This is a genomic window from Pseudomonas japonica, from assembly GCF_900188455.1.
Classification (GTDB): Bacteria; Pseudomonadota; Gammaproteobacteria; order Pseudomonadales; family Pseudomonadaceae; genus Aquipseudomonas; species Aquipseudomonas japonica.
In genome coordinates this window covers 1-16,868 of sequence record NZ_FZOL01000001.1, presented here as the reverse complement: position 1 = coordinate 16,868, position 16,868 = coordinate 1, and the positions used below count along the sequence as shown (strand labels likewise).

The window sequence follows — 16,868 nt, the reverse complement described above, 5'->3', positions numbered from 1 at the left end:
TAAATACGGCGTCTTTTACCCCGGGTGTGCTCCGCGGGGTGCTCATCATAACAGGACGGCCGTGCCCAAGACAGCGGCCGTCATAGGGACGCAAGCCGCCATGCAAGTGAAACACCTGCTGCTGATCGCCATCCTCGGACTGACCGCTGCTTGTTCTTCGAAGGAAGTCGTCGACGAAAACCTGAGCGAAGCCGAGCTGTACCAGCAGGCGCAGGCCGACCTGGACAACAACAGCTACACCAGCGCCACGGCCAAGCTGAAGGCCCTGGAGTCGCGCTATCCGTTCGGCCGCTACGCCGACCAGGCGCAGCTGGAACTGATCTACGCGAACTACAAGAATGCCGAGCCGGAGGCCGCCAAGTCCGCCGCCGAGCGTTTCATTCGCCTGCACCCCCAACACCCGAACGTCGATTATGCCTACTACCTGAAGGGCCTGACCTCGTTCGACCAGGACCGCGGCCTGCTGGCACGCTTCCTGCCGCTGGACATGACCAAGCGCGACCCGGGTGCCGCCCGCGACTCCTACAACGAGTTCGCCCAACTGACCAGCCGCTTCCCGAACAGCCGCTACGCGCCGGACGCCAAGCAGCGCATGATCTACCTGCGCAACCTGCTGGCTTCCTACGAAATCCACGTCGCCGACTACTACCTGACCCGCCAGGCCTATGTCGCCGCCGCCAACCGCGGCCGCTACGTGGTCGAGAACTTCCAGGAAACTCCATCCGTCGGCGACGGCCTGGCAGTGATGGTCGAGGCCTATCAGCGCCTGCACCTGGACGAACTGGCTGCCACCAGCCTGGAAACCCTGAAGCTGAACTACCCTGACCATCCGAGCCTGGTCGACGGCCAGTTCGTACCGCGCCAGGAAGAAGCCGACAACCGCGGCTGGCTGTCCCGTGCCACCCTGGGCCTGATCAACACCGCGACGCCGCTGCCTCCGGGCGAAACCCGCGCCAACCAGGACGTGATCAAGCAGTACGAAGACGCCAAGGAAGCCATCCCGGAAGAACTGCTACCGAAAGATGGTGACGCCGTTCAGGAAGAAAACCACGAAGCGGAAGGCAACAACGATGACCGCTCCTGGTTCAGCTACATGACCTTTGGCGTGTTTGACTGACCGCGACGAAAACGAAAAAAGGGAAGCTTGGGCTTCCCTTTTTTATTGGCCGCGGATGAGCGCTCTTCTACACTGGCGCATCTTCATCGAAATAAGCTGGACACCATGGTTCGTCTACTTTTCTGGATTGCCCTGATCGCCGCCGCCTTCTGGCTGTGGCGCAAGTTCAAGGCCGGCAACGCCGCCTCATCCACCCCGTCGCAGGACACCACGCTGAAGATGGTGCGCTGCGCCCATTGCGGCGTGCACCTGCCGAACGACCGGGCCCTGCATCGCGGTAACGAGTGGTATTGCAGTACCGCTCATCTGGAACAAGGCCCCAGCGACAAGCACTGAGGCCTCCAGCATCGCTCAGCGTGCCTGCAGACGACCCGCGGGCGCGTAGGGCGCCGGGTCGATGATCGGTTCACGACCAACGAGCAGATCGCTGAACAACTGGCAGGACGCTGGCGCCAGCACCAGACCATTGCGGTAATGCCCGCAGTTCAGCCATAACCCCTCGCAACCCGGTACGCGGCCAATGTACGGAATCCCCTCCGGCGAACCCGGACGCAGCCCGGCCCAGTGCCCCACCGGCTCGGCGTCGGCCAGCGCCGGCAACAGCTCGATCGCGGAGGCACGCAGGCTTTCCAGGGCTTCGGTGGTCGGCGTCTTGTCGTAGCCGGCATGTTCCAGGGTGCTGCCCACCAGGATGTGACCATCACGCCGGGGAATCGCATAACGGCCTTTGGCCAGGACCATGCTCGGCAGAAAATCTTCGGCGCACTTGAACAGGATCATCTGGCCCTTGACCGGCTCCACTGGCAAGTCGAAGCCCAGCGAGCGCAACAGGTCGCCGCTCCAGGCACCGGCGGTCAGCACCACTTCATCAGCCTCGATGATGCCCTCGTCGGTCTGCACACCGGCAATCCGCTCGCCTTCGCGGACGAATGCGGTGATCGCGCAATGCTCCTTGAGGGTGACATTGGGCAGCGCCTGCAGCGCTGCCTTCAGCGACTTCAACAGGCGTGGATTACGCACGTTGGCAACGCCAGCCATGTACACCGCACTCTCGAAACCAGGACCGAGAACAGGCACCGCGGCATAGGCCTCGGCTACCGCCACCTTGCTCAACGGCCGCCCTTCCCGCTGCGCCCAGGCAAGGGCTTCGGCCTCGTCATCCAGGTCGAGCCAGTACAGACCGGTGACATGCACCTGCGGATCGATCCCGGTGCTGGCATGCAGCCGTTCGCCAAGCTGTGGATAGAAGTCCTGCGACCAGTGAGCCAGGGCCGTCACCGCCGGACTGTAGCGCCATGGGTAGAGCGGCGAAACGATACCGCCACCGGCCCAGGACGATTCGCCGCCCAGGTCGCCCTTGTCACAGACGATCACCCGATCGACCTCCGCGGCCAGATTGAATGCCGTCAGCAGACCGATCACACCGCCACCCACAATCACTACTTGCTTGGTCATCTGTAGATCCAGTACCCGAATGAATGACTTCAGCCGCCCCAGCAGTCCCTCTCGGCTGCCGCGCCGCGTCCTGGATTGGCACGCACGCCACGGTGATCGAGTTCGAAATCGCCACAGACATCGAAGGCCATCGCACCACCAGGGCGCCGGGTGGCACTCAGCAGATAGCTGTCGGCTTCGCGCCGGGCATGCAGGCTGTAATGGACGTTGCCGTCCGGCAGCGGGACCGTGGCCGCGTCGCTGTCGAGGTAGCGACCGGTCCGGGAATGGTGCTGCTCCAGGTGCTGCGCGCTTTCGTACAGGATCCCGGCTATTTCCGTGCGCGCGGCCTTGCGGACCATTTCGCTGTAGCTGGGGTAGGCAATGCCCGCCAGCATGCCGACCAGGGCCACGACAATCAACATTTCAATCAGACTCAGGCCAATCTGCGTGCGCTGCATCAGGACTCCCGGGAAATCTCGCGCCAGGCGATACGCCGGGCAGGCCCATCATTCGGTGGCAACGGCACGGCCACGACGCTTTCCAGCACCACCCGCGCCTGGCGCTCCTCGGCTACGGCGGTGACGCGAAACAGGGTAACCGGCAGCCCATCCGCCATACCCCGGGCACGCTCGCTCCGCCCCAGGTTCTGGATCAGGTAACGCCCTGAACCCTGCTGCTGCCAAGGAAGTCCCGCGCCAGGGTTCGCCACATCGAAAGGTGGCAGGCAAAAGCCGCATGGCCCAGGGGCTGCGCCAGGCAACCGGGATTCCCCAGCCAGCAGTAGGCTTTCAGCGGTTTCCAGTGCCTGCAGCGATGCCAGCAGGTTGCCGGCCATGCGGGTCTGCTGCGTACTCGCCTGCAGCGCCAGCAGACCAAGCAAGCCCAGCAGCGCGACGAGCATGACGCTCAATGCGAGCACCGCGCCGCGCTGCCTGTTCATGCCCCTCATGGCCGCGGGTTGCGCAAGGCAACCACCAGTTCGTAGGTCTGGGCCCGCACCCGCTGCCCGGGATCGCCCAGGGTCAGGCCGAGCTTGATCCGGTCATCGTCCCGACGGACCTCGAATCGCCGCACATTGTCGACCAGCACGGCGTTGGCACCACCACTGCGCAACCGCAACCGGTCCGCGTCGAGCCGATAGAGCTGCTCGCGTACGGGAATCGCGAACATGCCCGGACCAGGGCTGGCATTCCCCGCGACGACCTGCGCCCGGGTCTGGCAGTCGGTGAGCAGGGTCCAGTCATGCCGCCCTCCCAACTCGCCCGCTTGCGCGCTGACCAGGGTCAGGCTGCGCAGATTGCCATCGCTTGCCACTTCGAGCCCGACCGGCTGGGCAAACACACTGGCCGTGGCCGCATCGGCGAAGGTCGTCGCCTCCTGCCGCAGGCAACCGAAACTGCCTGCCATGCGGATATCCCGGGCCAGCCGATGCAAGACCAGGCGCGCATCTTCCTGCAAGCCGGCAGCCGCCTGCTGCGCCTGCCAACTGTGCAGCGCGCCGATGAAAATCCGGCTGCCACCCAACAGAAGCAGCAACCCGAGGCTCATGGCGAGCAACACTTCGAGCAGACTGAATCCCGCCATTGCCCTCATCATGGCGCCCCCAATTCGATGGCCCGTGAACCTCCGCCGGCTCGCTCATCGCTCCAGCCCACCCTCACCTGATGGCCACCCTGCCGGAGTTCGCCCCGCCCGGCAGCGCCGGCGAAGGACTCGATCTGCCGCTGAAACTCGAGCTGATCGGCGCCATCGACACCCCGTGTCGAACGCGCCCGCTCCAGCATGCCGTGGGCAATCCAGGCCGCCTGGCTGGCCATGCGGGCGCCATCGGTCCCTTGCAGGGAACGCATCTGCAGCCCCGCCGCGCCTATCAGCCCCACCGCTATCAACACCTGTGCCACCAGCACTTCGAGCAGACTCAGGCCCCGTTGCCCCTTCCTTGTCATCCCCACCTCCCGCGAATTTTCCTCGACCCACTGCCAACCCGGCCGACTCGACGCCGGTCAGGCCATGCCGGAACCTAAGCGAAGCACTTCCAGGGAGGAATGCACGATGAAGCAACAGGGAGTAACACTGATCCAGATGCTCTTCGCCGTGGGGCTGTTGGCCTTACTGACATCGCTCGGAACATCGACCTACAGCCGAATGAGCCACGACCTTCAGCAACAAGCCATCGCGGAGAGCCTCGCCCAAGCCCTGCGCGTCGCACGCAGCGAGGCCTTGCTGCGTAACCAGGTGGTCATGCTGCGAGCGATCGAGGGTGACTGGAGCAAGGGTTGGCAAATACTGCTGGAGCGTAGCGACATGCCGTTGTTACGAGAGTATTCGGCAAGGGGAAACATCAGGGTGGTGGGCAATCAACCGGTCGCGCAGCGAGTGCGCTTCTCGGGGCTGGGGGTGCCCCTGCGTGAAAGTGGCGCTTTCCTGTCCGGGACGCTGCATGTGTGCGCGGCGCCCGGCCAGGACAGGTTGTATCAGGTCGTGCTGTCACCCAGCGGGCGGGTCCGGGTGCGTCATGCGCCCACGAACAAGCCCCTGTGCGAGCGCATCAACTGACGTTACGAACCCGCAGCTCCTTGGGCATGGAGAACGTCACATTCTCTTCACGCCCATCCAGCTCTTGCGCGCCGCTGGCACCCCAGTCGCGCAACTGCTGGATCACGCCGCGCACCAGCACCTCCGGCGCCGAGGCACCGGCGGTGATGCCGATCCGCTCGACCCCATCGAACCAGGCGCGCTGCAGATCCTCGGCACCATCGATGAGGTAGGCCGGGGTGGACATGCGCTCCGCCAGCTCACGCAGGCGGTTGGAGTTGGAGCTGTTCGGGCTGCCGACCACCAGCACCACATCACACTCGTCGGCCAGTTGCTTGACCGCGTCCTGGCGGTTCTGGGTGGCATAGCAGATATCGTCCTTGCGCGGTCCGCCAATGCTCGGGAAGCGCGCGCGCAGGGCGTCGATGACGCGGCTGGTGTCGTCCATCGACAGGGTGGTCTGGGTGACGAACGCCAGTCTCTCTGGGTTGCGTACCTGCAATTGGGCGACATCTTCCTCGTCTTCGACCAGGTAGATGGAACCGCCATTACTGGCATCGTACTGCCCCATGGTGCCCTCGACCTCCGGATGCCCGGCATGGCCGATGAGGATGCACTCCTTGCCGTCGCGGCTGTAGCGCGCGACTTCGATATGCACCTTGGTCACCAGCGGGCAGGTGGCGTCGAACACCTTGAGGCCACGACCGGCCGCTTCCTGGCGCACCGCCTGGGAAACGCCGTGGGCGCTGAAAATGACGATGACATCGTCCGGCACCTGGTCCAGCTCCTCGACGAAGATGGCGCCGCGAGCGCGCAGGTCTTCGACGACGAACTTGTTGTGCACGACCTCGTGGCGGACGTAGATCGGTGGTCCGAAGACCTCCAGCGCACGATTGACGATTTCGATCGCCCGGTCCACACCGGCGCAGAAGCCACGGGGGTTGGCGAGTTTGATCTGCATGAGGAACTCCCGGCTCAGATGGCCTTCACCTCGAGGATCTCCACCTCGAAGCTCAGGGTCTTGCCAGCCAGCGGATGATTGAAGTCGACGGTCACCTGAGCGTCGTCGAAGGCTTTCACCACACCCGGCAGCTCGGCGTTCGCGGCATCGTTGAAGATGACCAGCAGGCCTTCGGAAAGCTCCATGTCCTGGAACTGCGAGCGTGGCATGACCTGCACGTTCTGCGGGTTGGGCTGACCGAAGGCATTCTCCGGGGCAACGGTGACATTGCGTTTGTCACCGGCCTTGAAGCCGAAGATCGCCGCCTCGAAGCCGGGCAGCAAGTTGCCGTCGCCGACCTTGAACACCGCCGGAGCCTTGTCGAAGGTGCTGTCGACGGTATCGCCGTTTTCCAGATGCAGCGCGAAGTGCAGGGTGACTTCGGTGTTCTGGCCGATACGGGTGTCACTCATGGACAGTTTCTCCGGACTTGTTGCTCTTGAACATATCCAGCGCGAGCATCACCGCACCGACGGTGATGGCGCTGTCGGCCAGGTTGAAGGCCGGGAAGTACCAGCGGTTCTGCCAGTGAACGAGGATGAAATCGATCACGTGGCCGAGCACGATACGGTCGTACAGATTGCCCAGGGCGCCGCCGAGGACCAGGGCCAGCGCAACGGCCAGCCAGGTTTCGTTGCGACCCAGGCGCTTGAGCCAGACCACCAGCACCACGCTGACCACCAGGGCGATCAGGGCAAACAGCCAGCGCTGCCAGCCGGAGCTGTCAGCGAGGAAGCTGAAAGCAGCGCCGGTGTTGTAGGCCAGGGTCCAGCTGAAGTAGTCGGGAATGACCACGATCTGCTGGTACAGGCTCAGCGAACCTTCGAAGTAGAACTTGCTGGCCTGGTCGAGGACCAGGACCAGCAGGCTCAGCCACAGCCAGGCAAGGCGTCCGAAACGCCCCGCAGCCACATTAGGCATAGTGACGCACCTCGCCGCTGCCACTGATGTTGTCGACACAGCGTTCGCAGATTTCCGGATGCTCCGGGTTTACGCCGACATCGGCGCGGAAGTGCCAGCAGCGACCGCACTTGGCGTGACCGGACTTGACCACCTTCAGCTTGAGGCCAGCCACTTCGGTGACCACGGCATCGGCCGGCGCTTCGACGAACGGTGCGACGCTGGCGGCCGAGGTGATCAGCACGAAGCGCAGCTCGTTGCCCAGCTTGCCCAGGTCGTTGCCCAGAGCCTCGTCGGCGAACAGGGTCACTTCGGCCTGCAGGTTGCCACCGATGGCCTTGGCCGAACGCTGGTTCTCCAGTTCCTTGTTGACCGCCGCCTTCACCGCCATCACGCGATCCCAGTAGGCGCGATCCAGCTCGGTGCCTTCCGGCAGCTCGCTCAGGCCCTGGTACCAGGTGTTGAGCATCACCGACTCGTTGCGCTCGCCCGGCAGGTACTGCCACAGCTCGTCGGCGGTGAATGCCAGGATCGGCGCGATCCAGCGCACCAGCGCCTCGGCGATATGGTAGAGCGCGGTCTGGCAGGAGCGCCGCGCGACGCTGTTGGCGCCGGTGGTGTACTGACGGTCCTTGATGATGTCCAGGTAGAAACCGCCCAGCTCCTGCACGCAGAAGTTGTGGATCTTCGAGTAGACGTTCCAGAAGCGGTATTCGCCGTAGTGCTCTTCCAGCTCGCGCTGCAGCAGCAGAGTACGGTCGACGGCCCAGCGGTCCAGGGCCAGCATGTCGTCGGCCGGCAGCAGGTCGCGAGCCGGGTCGAAACCGGACAGGTTGGACAGCAGGAAGCGCGCGGTATTGCGGATGCGGCGATAGGCATCGGCGCTGCGCTGAAGGATCTGCTCGGACACCGCCATCTCGCCGGAATAGTCGGTGGCGGAGACCCACAGGCGCAGGATGTCGGCACCCAGGGTGTCGTTGACCTTCTGCGGCTCGATGGTGTTGCCCAGCGACTTGGACATCTTGCGACCGTTTTCGTCGACGGTGAAACCGTGGGTCAGCAGCTCGCGATACGGCGCGTGGTTGTCGATGGCGCAACCGGTCAGCAGCGACGAGTGGAACCAGCCGCGGTGCTGGTCGGAGCCTTCCAGGTACAGGTCGGCGCGCGGGCCGGTCTCGTGACCGATGCTGTGCGAGCCACGCAGTACGTGCCAGTGGGTGGTACCGGAGTCGAACCAGACGTCGAGGGTGTCGGCGATCTTGTCGTACTGCGCGGCTTCGTCACCGAGCAGCTCGGCGGCGTCCATCTTGAACCAGGCTTCGATGCCTTCCTGCTCGACGCGCTTGGCCACTGCTTCCATCAGCTCGACGGTGCGCGGGTGCAGCTCGCCGGTCTGTTTGTTGAGGAAAAACGGAATCGGCACACCCCAGTTGCGCTGACGCGAAATGCACCAGTCGGGACGATTGGCGATCATCGAGTGCAGACGCGCCTGGCCCCAGGCCGGGACGAACTTGGTCTCTTCGATGGCTTTCAGCGCGCGTTCGCGCAGGGTATCGCCGTTGTCCGGCTGCTTGTCCATACCGACGAACCACTGCGCGGTAGCGCGGTAGATCAGCGGGGTCTTGTGGCGCCAGCAGTGCATGTAGCTGTGGCTGATGGTCTCGGTGAACATCAGCGCGCCGACTTCGGTCAGCTTCTCGACGATATGCGGGTTGGCTTTCCAGATGAACTGGCCGCCGAAGAACTCCAGCGAATCGACATAGACACCGTTGCTCTGCACCGGGGTCAGGATGTCGTCGTTGACCATGCCATAGCGCTTGCAGGTGACGAAGTCGTCCTCGCCATAGGCAGGTGCGGAGTGGACCACACCGGTACCGGCGCCCAGCTCGACGTAGTCGGCCAGGTAGACCGGCGACAGGCGGTCGTACAGCGGGTGGCGGAAGTTGATCAGTTCCAGGGCCGAGCCCGGCGCGGTGGCGATCACCGAACCTTCCAGCGAGAAGCGTTTCAGGCAGGACTCGACCAGTTCCTCGGCGAGGATCAGCAGTTTGTCGCCGACGTCGACCAGGGCGTAGGCGAACTCCGGATGGATGTTCAGCGCCTGGTTGGCCGGAATGGTCCACGGGGTGGTGGTCCAGATCACGATGGCCGCTGGCTTGGCCAGCGCCGACAGGCCGAACGCGGCAGCCAGCTTGTCTTCGTCGACGACCTTGAAGGCCACGTCGATGGCCTGGGATTTCTTGTCGGCGTATTCGACTTCGGCCTCGGCCAGCGCCGAACCGCAATCGAAACACCAGTTGACCGGCTTCAGCCCCTTGAACACGAAGCCGTGCTTGACCATCTCGGCCAGGGCGCGGATCTCGCCAGCCTCGTTGGCGAAGCTCATGGTCTTGTACGGGTTGTCCCACTCACCCAGCACGCCCAGGCGGATGAACTCGGCCTTCTGCCCTTCGATCTGCTCGGCGGCATAGGCGCGGCACAGTTCGCGGGTCTTGTCCGCGGTCAGGTGCTTGCCGTGGGTGACCTCGACCTTGTGCTCGATCGGCAGGCCGTGGCAGTCCCAGCCCGGGACGTACGGAGCGTCGAAACCGGACAGGGTCTTGGAACGGACGATCATGTCCTTGAGAATCTTGTTGAGCGCATGACCGATATGAATCTTGCCGTTGGCATAGGGCGGGCCGTCGTGCAGGACGAACTTCGGACGATCCTTGCCAATTTCGCGCAGCTTCTGGTACAGGCCAATACTGTCCCAGCGCTGCAGGATCTGCGGTTCGCGCTGTGGCAGGCCGGCCTTCATCGGGAAGGCGGTGTCCGGAAGGTTTAGCGTGGCTTTATAGTCGGTCATTTCAGGCTCTTCGTTAGCGGTTGAGCGTGCCAATGGGCACGTGCGGCGGCGATATCCGCATCGATCGCCGACTTGAGCGCCTCCAGGGAGGCGAAGCGCTGCTCGTCGCGCAGCTTGTGGTGGAATTCCACCGTCAGGCGCCGGCCATACAGATCACCGGCGAAATCCAGCAAATGCACTTCCAGGTGAGCGCTGCCGTCGCCGGCAACGGTCGGGCGCACGCCGATGTTGGCGACACCTGGCCACACCTTGCCATCGACCTGCGCACTGACCAGGTAGACCCCGCTCAGCGGCACGCGGCGGCGCTTGAGTTGTACGTTGGCGGTCGGCGTACCCAACTGCCGGGCCAGCTTCTGGCCGTGCAGAACCCGCCCGCGGATGCGGAACGGCCGCCCCAGCAGACGCTCGGCCAGGGCGAAATCCGCGGCGGCCAGGGCATCGCGGACCTGGGTGCTGCTGACCCGCAGACCATCCAGCTCGACGGTCTGCGCCGCTTCCACGGTAAAGCCGTGGCGCTGGCCGGCGTTCTGCAGGAAGGCGAAGTCACCCAGGCGGTCGCAGCCGAAACGGAAGTCGTCGCCCACTTCGAGGTGCTTCACGCCGAGGCCGTCGACCAGAATGGTCTCGACGAACTCGTCGGCGCTGAGCTTGCTCAACCGCTGGTTGAACGCCAGGCACAGGACCCGGTCGACGCCTTCTGCGGCCAGCAGGGCGACCTTGTCACGCAGGCGCGCAAGTCGGGCCGGAGCGCTTTGCGGGGCGAAATACTCGCGCGGCTGTGGTTCGAAAATCACCACGCAGCTGGGCACGCCCAGCTCCGCCGCTCGTTCACGCAGACGCGCCAGGATAGCCTGGTGACCGCGGTGAACTCCGTCGAAGTTGCCGATAGTAGCAACGCAGCCCCGGTGCCGGGGGCGAAGGTTTTGAAGGCCTCGAACCAGCTGCATAACGCGCTTCTTGCTCATAAAGTGGTCGATTATAACCACACCCGGGCGCTGACGACAGGCAACAGCGCGATGCCGGGACGTCGATTGTGCAAAACCGACGCCCGGCCCGCGCCGTCCGTCAGTGCAGCGCCTTGCGGGCGAAGTCCCGGGGGCGGAAGCCGAACAGGAACAGGCTGCCGAAATAGGTCACGACGCCGGCGGCAATCAGTGCGCCGAGGCGCAGGAAGCGCATCAGCATCTGCCCGTCCTCCCAGGGCGGCATGAAATGCATGCCGACCAGCAGCACGGCGGACATCAGCAATACCGCGACCACCAGCTTGACCAGGAAGCCGGTCCAGCCCGGTTGTGGCTCGAACAGGTGTTGTTGGCGCAGCTTCCAGAACAACAACCCGGCATTCAGGCAGGCCCCGACACTGATCGCCAGGGCCAGGCCGGCGTGCTGCAGAGGGCCGATGAAAACCAGGTTGAGCAATTGCGTGGAAACCAGGGTGAAGATGGCGATCTTCACCGGGGTGCGGATGTTCTGCTGGGCATAGAAGCCGGGCGCCAGGACCTTGACCATGATGATGCCGAGCAGGCCCACCGAGTAGGCGATCAGCGCACGCTGGGTCATCTGCGCGTCGAAGGCACTGAACTTGCCGTACTGGAACAGCGCCACGGTCAACGGTTCGGAGAGGATCGCCAGGGCCAGGGAACACGGCAGCACCAGGAGAAAGCACAGGCGCAGGCCCCAATCGAGAATCTGCGAATACTGCTGGCGATCCTTGTTGGCGTAGGTCTTGGCCAGGGTCGGCAGGAGGATGGTCCCCAGTGCCACACCGAGCACCCCGGATGGCAGCTCCATCAGGCGGTCGGCGTAATACATCCAGGACACCGAACCGGCCACCAGGAACGACGCGAAGATGGTGTTGATGATCAACGAGATCTGACTGACCGAAACCCCGAGAATCGCCGGCAGCATCTGTTTCAGGACTCGCCAGACCCCGGTGTCGCGCAGGTTCACCCGCGGCAGCACGAGCATGCCGATTTTCTTCAGGTGCGGCAGTTGATACAGCAACTGCAGCAGACCGCCCGCCAGCACGGCCCAACCCAGGGCCATCACCGGCGGATCGAAGTACGGGGTCAGGAACAGCGCGAAGAAGATCATCGCAACGTTGAGCAGGGTCGGCACGAAGGCCGGGACCGAGAAGCGGTTCCAAGTATTGAGGATGGCGCCGGCCAGGGACGACAGCGAAATCAGCAATATATAAGGAAAGGTCACCCGCAGCAGGTCGGTGGTCAGCTGGAATTTCTCCTCGCTGTCGACAAAACCCGGCGCCGTGGCCCAGACAATCCATGGCGCGGCCAGCACGCCCAGGGCGGTGACCAGCGCCAGGACCAGGGTCAGCAGGCCGGAAACGTAGGCGATGAACGTGCGGGTGGCCTCCTCGCCTTGCTGGGTCTTGTATTCGGCGAGGATTGGCACGAACGCCTGGGAAAACGCGCCTTCGGCGAAGATCCGTCGCAACAGGTTGGGCAGCTTGAAGGCGATGAAGAAGGCGTCGGTGGCGACTCCGGCACCGAAAATCCGCGCCAGGATGGTGTCACGGACGAAACCCAACACCCGCGACACCATGGTGATGGAGCTGACCGCAGCCAGGGATTTGAGGAGATTCATCGAAAGTTTTTCACGCCGTTGGGATGAAGTGCAGGCCGAATGTCATCCGGATATGCAATAATGCGCGCCGCGCAAAACAGGCAGCGCAAAAGCTCCCGAGTTTACAGGTCGTGCACCAGAAGGGAATCATCCCGATGGAGAGATTGACCACTGGGCGGAACCCCGTCCATGGCCTTGACAACCGGTCAACTCATCGGCATGATTCGCGGCCTATTTTGTTTGCTATTTACCAAGTCTTTCGAGGAGCTCGACGGTGGCCAACTCACCTTCCGCCAAAAAACGTGCAAAACAGGCTGAGAAGCGTCGCAGCCACAACGCCAGCCTGCGTTCCATGGTTCGCACCTACATCAAGAATGTAGTCAAAGCCATCGACGCAAAAGACGCCGAAAAAGCGCAAGCTGCTTACATCCTGGCTGTACCTGTAATCGACCGCATGGCCGACAAGGGTATCATCCACAAGAACAAGGCTGCTCGCCATAAAGGCCGTCTGAATGGCCACATCAAGGCGCTGAAAGCTGCTGCCTAAGCGACAAGCTTGTTGTTGAAAAACCGACCTTAGGGTCGGTTTTTTATTGGTTGCGATTCGTTGGCGGCAACGCCAAGGACAAGGGCCCGGGTGATCACTCACCCGGGCCTTTTGTCTATTTACCGAGCGGAATCTTCGGCGCCCATTGCAGCCACTCCTCCTCCGCCTTGTCGAACAGGGCGAAGGTCTGTTGCGGCAGCGCCGGCTTGCCCATCTGCTCGCCATCCGGCGTGGCGAAGGCGATACCGCCCTGGATCAGGGTTTCAAGGGACTCGGTGCGGATCGTCGCCCCCTTGATCAGACCGAACTCGAAGCCGAAACCACTGCTGTTCCAGAAGCGGCTACCGCCACGTACCAGGGGCGCATAGCGCGGCTCGATCAGGACATGGATCAGCACCCGGTCGGCGGTCTGCCCCAGCTCGAAGCCGGTGACCTTGCCTACGGGAATCTCGCGATAGGTAACCGGCACACCCGCCTTGATCGAGCCACGCCGCGCTGCGCTCAACGTCAAGGCCAGACCTTCGGGTGGACCAATGACCTCAGGCGCTTCGGGCAAGGCGGTGAAATCACGTTGCGGTCCTTTGTTGACCGCGGCGGGCTGCACCTCCAGGTACTGACCGGTGACCAGTGTCGCCAGGTTCTCGGTCTTGACGATCCCCAGTGCCGGCTTGACTACCCAGAACTGCGTACCGACCCGGGCGATGCGTTCCGGAACCTCCGTGATACGTGCCTTGAGCAGCACGGATTGCAGATCGGCACTCAGATCGACGCCTTCCACCTTGCCGATATCCAGCCCCTTGAAGCGAATCGGCGTTCCCACTTTCAAGCCATCGGCATCCGCCACCCTGATAGTGATCGGAATGCCCGAGAGGTTCGCCGCTTCCTGATTTTCATGCAGACGGAAAGTCGGAATGCGCCGTTTGAGCGCAACGTTCGGCGTTGGCGTATCGAAGGAAATACCGCCCGCCATCAGGCTCTGCAACGATTCACTCTTGATCTGGATGCCCGACAAACCTCCCGTCAGGGTGATACCGCTGGCGTTCCAGAAACGCGTGGAACCGTTGACCAGGCCAGCGTACTCCGGCTCGATATGCACCCCGATCAGCAGGCGCTTCTGGTGCTTGCGCGAGAACTGGTAGCTCTGCACGGTACCGACCTTCACCTGGCGATAGAGAATCGGACTGCCGACCTCCAGGGAACCAAGGTTGTCACTGAACAGCACCAGATGCAGGCCCGGCGCTTTCAGGTCCAGGGGTGGCGCCTTGGCCCTGGCTTCGAACTCGCGCTGTGGTGCCTCCCCCTTGTCGCCCGGACGCACGGCAATGTAGTTGCCTTTGACCAGGGCCTCCAGGCCAGTGATGCCGGCCAGGGAAATCGATGGCTTGACCACCCAGAACTGGGTGCCCTGGACCAGGTAGTCTTCCGCCAATGGATCGAGGGTCAGTTCGGCCATGGCGCTGTTCAGATCGGATTCGACCTTCAGGGCCTTCAATGTGCCAACCTGAATCCCCTTGTACATCACCGGCGTACGACCGGCCTGCAGACCTTCGAAATCGCTTAGCTTGACCTTCACCCGGATACCGGCCTGAGCCGCGTCGAAGTCCTCGAACAGACGGAACGGCAGGCTCGGATCAGTGGGAGGGCTGTCCTTGCGATGCTCCGGAGTGGCGAACGCGATACCACCGGCGACGATACTGGCCAGCGACTCGCTGCGGACCTTCACACCGGACAGACTGGCATCGACAGTGACACCGCTGGCATTCCAGAAACGCGTGTGTTTGCGCACCAGGGACGCATAGGCCGGCTCGATGAAGATCTTGATTTCCACGGTGCCCTGATCTTCGGCCAGGCGATAGCTCTTCACCCGGCCGACCTGGATCTGCTTGTAGAACACCGGGCTGTCGCGGTTCAGCGAACCCAGTCGATCGGCCTTGAGGGTGACGTGGAGGCCCGGCTCGCTATCGGATAGCGGCGGCGCCTCCGGCAAGGCGACGAAGCGTTTGGTCGGCTCGCCATCGCCGGGACTGACCGCGATGTAGTTACCGGAAACCAGGGTCTCCAGGCCGGTGATACCGGCCAGGCTCACACTGGGCTTGACCAGCCAGAAGCGAGTATTGCTCAGCAGGTGAGGTTCCGCCGCGGGATTCATCTCGATGGTGGCAATCACACCGGTATTGCTGCCCTCGGCATCCAGCACCAGGTGCTTGACCTTGCCCACCGGCATGCCCTTGTAGACCACTTCGGTCTTGTTGACGACGATACCCTCGCCGCTCTGGAAACGAACCTCGATGTTCACACCGGAATCCCGGTAGGCTTGCCAGCCAAGCCAGCCACCGATCACCAGCGCGATCAGGGGCAAAATCCAGATGGCCGACCAGTTCGAGGCTGGACGGGTTCTCGCCGTAGGCAAATCATCACTCATGGTCGTCGTCCGACTCCGTGTTATCCCAGATCAGTCGGGGATCGAAAGTTACTGCTGCGAGCATCGTCAGTATCACCACACTGGCAAAGGCGACAGCCCCCAGATTGGCCTCGACACTGGCAATGCGCCCGAAATTCACCACCGCCACGAGAATGGCGATGACGAAGATGTCCAGCATCGACCAGCGCCCGATGAACTCGATGAAGCGGTACATCAGGATACGCTGGCGAGCGGACAAGGGTTGGTGACGCTGCACTGAATAGAGCAGCAAGGCGATGCCGACCAGCTTGAAGGTCGGCACCAGGATACTGGCGATGAACACCACCGCGGCAATCGGCAGCATGCCGTGCTTCATCAAGGTGATGACACCGGACATGATGGTGTCAGGACTACCCTGGCCCAGGGCACTGACGGTCATGATCGGCAGCACGTTCGCAGGGATGTAGAGGATCGCCGCGGTGATCAGCAGCGCCCAGGTCCGGACGAGACTGTTCGGCCGGCGCGCATGCACGATTGCACCGCAACGTGTACAGGTTTGTGCCGTGGCGCCAGGCTCTTGCCGGTTGAGCTCATGACACTCGCAGCAAATCAGGATTCCGGCATCAATCGCCCGCACGTAGATCTTCTCCCGACAATGCCACCCAGATCTGGTGGGGCGACATCACCACCTCCAGCCACACCTGGACCAGCAACAGACTGATAAAACAGAACAGACCCAGACCAAGACTAAGCTCCGCCAGATCCACCAACTTGACGATCGCGACCAGCACCCCCATGAAGTAGACCTCGAGCATGCCCCAGTCGCGAAGGTGGTGATAAATACGATAGAGCAGCAATCCATAGCTCCTGCCGATATTCCAGTGAATGCTCAACAGCACCGCAAGCTGGCACAGCAACTTGAGCAGCGGGATAGCCATGCTGCAGAGGAACACCACCACCGCGATGCCACGCATGCCAGAGTCATATAAGCCCAGCACACCGCCCCACACCGTATCGTTGGCGCTTTGCCCCAACAAATGGAGCTGCATGATGGGCAGAAAGTTCGCTGGGACGTAGAGCATCAGAGCAGCCAGAACCAGGGCCAGGCTGCGATGCACTACGTTGTGCCGATGGGCATACAGTTCATAGCCACAGCGCGGGCAATGAGCCTTCTCGTCCCGCTTGAGCACCGGCTTGCGCATCAGCAGGTCGCACTCGTGACACGCCACCAGCTCATCCAGCGGCAGGTTCGCAAGTGGCCGGGAATCAACAGAGTCGGACATAGGAAAATTCTGAGTAACGGCGTCGGGCTCTATTCTAGTGCTCTTGCTCTGATTTGTGGGAGCGCCACCAGAGCCCGCACCCGATAGGAAAATGATATCGAGCAAAGACAAAACCCCTACCTGCATCAGCAGATAGGGGTTTCGGAATTGAATCTTGACGATGACCTACTCTCACATGGAGAAGCTCCACACTACCATCGGCGATGCGTCGTTTCACTAC

At 62.8% G+C, this 16,868-nt stretch carries 18 protein-coding genes; 4 read left to right on the top strand and 14 right to left on the bottom strand.

Annotated elements, in window-relative coordinates:
* Nucleotides 1-100 precede the first annotated feature (100 nt).
* Nucleotides 101-1,117 carry an outer membrane protein assembly factor BamD gene (locus CHB99_RS00090; RefSeq protein ID WP_042127438.1) on the top strand — a complete coding sequence of 339 codons (1,017 nt, stop codon included), beginning with the start codon at nt 101-103 and terminating at the stop codon, nt 1,115-1,117.
* Nucleotides 1,118-1,222: 105 nt separating this feature from the next.
* Nucleotides 1,223-1,453, top strand: a complete 231-nt coding sequence (locus tag CHB99_RS00085) for a PP0621 family protein (protein ID WP_042127436.1) — start codon at nt 1,223-1,225, stop codon at nt 1,451-1,453.
* Nucleotides 1,454-1,468: 15 nt separating this feature from the next.
* On the opposite strand, the gene thiO is transcribed toward CHB99_RS00085, so the two are convergent.
* From thiO to pilV, 5 genes are read right to left on the bottom strand one after another with little or no spacing between them, the layout of a single operon-like run.
* Nucleotides 1,469-2,572, bottom strand: coding sequence for a glycine oxidase ThiO (thiO, locus tag CHB99_RS00080; RefSeq protein ID WP_042127433.1), 1,104 nt, complete (start codon nt 2,570-2,572; stop codon nt 1,469-1,471).
* 29 nt (nt 2,573-2,601) lie between these two features.
* On the bottom strand, nt 2,602-3,012 hold the full coding sequence (locus tag CHB99_RS00075; RefSeq protein WP_042127431.1) for a type IV pilin protein: 411 nt from the start codon (nt 3,010-3,012) through the stop codon (nt 2,602-2,604).
* Nucleotides 3,012-3,494 (bottom strand): pilus assembly PilX family protein, encoded by a 483-nt coding sequence (locus CHB99_RS00070; RefSeq protein ID WP_042127429.1) that lies wholly within the window; start codon nt 3,492-3,494, stop codon nt 3,012-3,014. The genes CHB99_RS00075 and CHB99_RS00070 overlap by 1 nt, the downstream gene beginning before the upstream one ends.
* Before the next feature lie 5 nt (nt 3,495-3,499).
* Complete coding sequence (locus CHB99_RS00065; protein WP_245655639.1) at nt 3,500-4,138, bottom strand: PilW family protein; 639 nt, start codon at nt 4,136-4,138, stop codon at nt 3,500-3,502.
* A gap of 8 nt (nt 4,139-4,146) precedes the next feature.
* On the bottom strand, nt 4,147-4,500 hold the full coding sequence (gene pilV / locus CHB99_RS00060) for a type IV pilus modification protein PilV (protein WP_042127425.1): 354 nt from the start codon (nt 4,498-4,500) through the stop codon (nt 4,147-4,149).
* Nucleotides 4,501-4,606: 106 nt separating this feature from the next.
* Here pilV and CHB99_RS00055 point away from each other — a divergent pair, with 106 nt between their 5' ends.
* Entirely contained in the window at nt 4,607-5,110 is a 504-nt protein-coding gene (locus CHB99_RS00055; RefSeq protein WP_042127423.1) for a GspH/FimT family pseudopilin, read from the top strand.
* Here CHB99_RS00055 and ispH read toward each other — a convergent pair.
* The 6 genes from ispH to murJ form a co-directional block, all read right to left on the bottom strand.
* Nucleotides 5,103-6,050, bottom strand: a complete 948-nt coding sequence (ispH, locus tag CHB99_RS00050; protein WP_042127422.1) for a 4-hydroxy-3-methylbut-2-enyl diphosphate reductase — start codon at nt 6,048-6,050, stop codon at nt 5,103-5,105. The genes CHB99_RS00055 and ispH overlap by 8 nt on opposite strands.
* Before the next feature lie 14 nt (nt 6,051-6,064).
* Nucleotides 6,065-6,502, bottom strand: a complete 438-nt coding sequence (fkpB, locus tag CHB99_RS00045; protein ID WP_042127420.1) for an FKBP-type peptidyl-prolyl cis-trans isomerase — start codon at nt 6,500-6,502, stop codon at nt 6,065-6,067.
* Nucleotides 6,495-7,010, bottom strand: coding sequence for a signal peptidase II (lspA, locus tag CHB99_RS00040; RefSeq protein ID WP_042127418.1), 516 nt, complete (start codon nt 7,008-7,010; stop codon nt 6,495-6,497). Before lspA ends, fkpB begins: the two co-directional genes overlap by 8 nt.
* Nucleotides 7,003-9,834, bottom strand: a complete 2,832-nt coding sequence (gene ileS, locus CHB99_RS00035; protein WP_042127417.1) for an isoleucine--tRNA ligase — start codon at nt 9,832-9,834, stop codon at nt 7,003-7,005. Before ileS ends, lspA begins: the two co-directional genes overlap by 8 nt.
* Nucleotides 9,831-10,781, bottom strand: coding sequence for a bifunctional riboflavin kinase/FAD synthetase (gene ribF, locus CHB99_RS00030; RefSeq protein WP_042127415.1), 951 nt, complete (start codon nt 10,779-10,781; stop codon nt 9,831-9,833). The genes ileS and ribF overlap by 4 nt, the downstream gene beginning before the upstream one ends.
* Before the next feature lie 118 nt (nt 10,782-10,899).
* Complete coding sequence (gene murJ / locus CHB99_RS00025; RefSeq protein ID WP_042127413.1) at nt 10,900-12,438, bottom strand: murein biosynthesis integral membrane protein MurJ; 1,539 nt, start codon at nt 12,436-12,438, stop codon at nt 10,900-10,902.
* A gap of 253 nt (nt 12,439-12,691) precedes the next feature.
* Between murJ and rpsT the strand changes: the two genes are divergently transcribed.
* Nucleotides 12,692-12,964, top strand: coding sequence for a 30S ribosomal protein S20 (gene rpsT, locus CHB99_RS00020; protein WP_009403531.1), 273 nt, complete (start codon nt 12,692-12,694; stop codon nt 12,962-12,964).
* A 115-nt stretch (nt 12,965-13,079) separates the two neighbouring features.
* Here the strand turns inward: rpsT and CHB99_RS00015 are convergent, their stop codons facing one another.
* Genes CHB99_RS00015 through CHB99_RS00005 form a run of 3 tightly spaced genes read right to left on the bottom strand, consistent with a single transcriptional unit; the run spans nt 13,080 to nt 16,648 of the window.
* Complete coding sequence (locus CHB99_RS00015) at nt 13,080-15,386, bottom strand: PqiB family protein (protein ID WP_042127410.1); 2,307 nt, start codon at nt 15,384-15,386, stop codon at nt 13,080-13,082.
* Entirely contained in the window at nt 15,379-16,002 is a 624-nt protein-coding gene (locus CHB99_RS00010; RefSeq protein ID WP_042127408.1) for a paraquat-inducible protein A, read from the bottom strand. The genes CHB99_RS00015 and CHB99_RS00010 overlap by 8 nt, the downstream gene beginning before the upstream one ends.
* The gene (locus tag CHB99_RS00005) at nt 15,989-16,648 is read right to left on the bottom strand and encodes a paraquat-inducible protein A (protein ID WP_042127480.1); all 660 of its coding nucleotides are present in this window, start codon (nt 16,646-16,648) and stop codon (nt 15,989-15,991) included. Before CHB99_RS00005 ends, CHB99_RS00010 begins: the two co-directional genes overlap by 14 nt.
* Between the last annotated feature and the right edge of the window lie 220 nt (nt 16,649-16,868).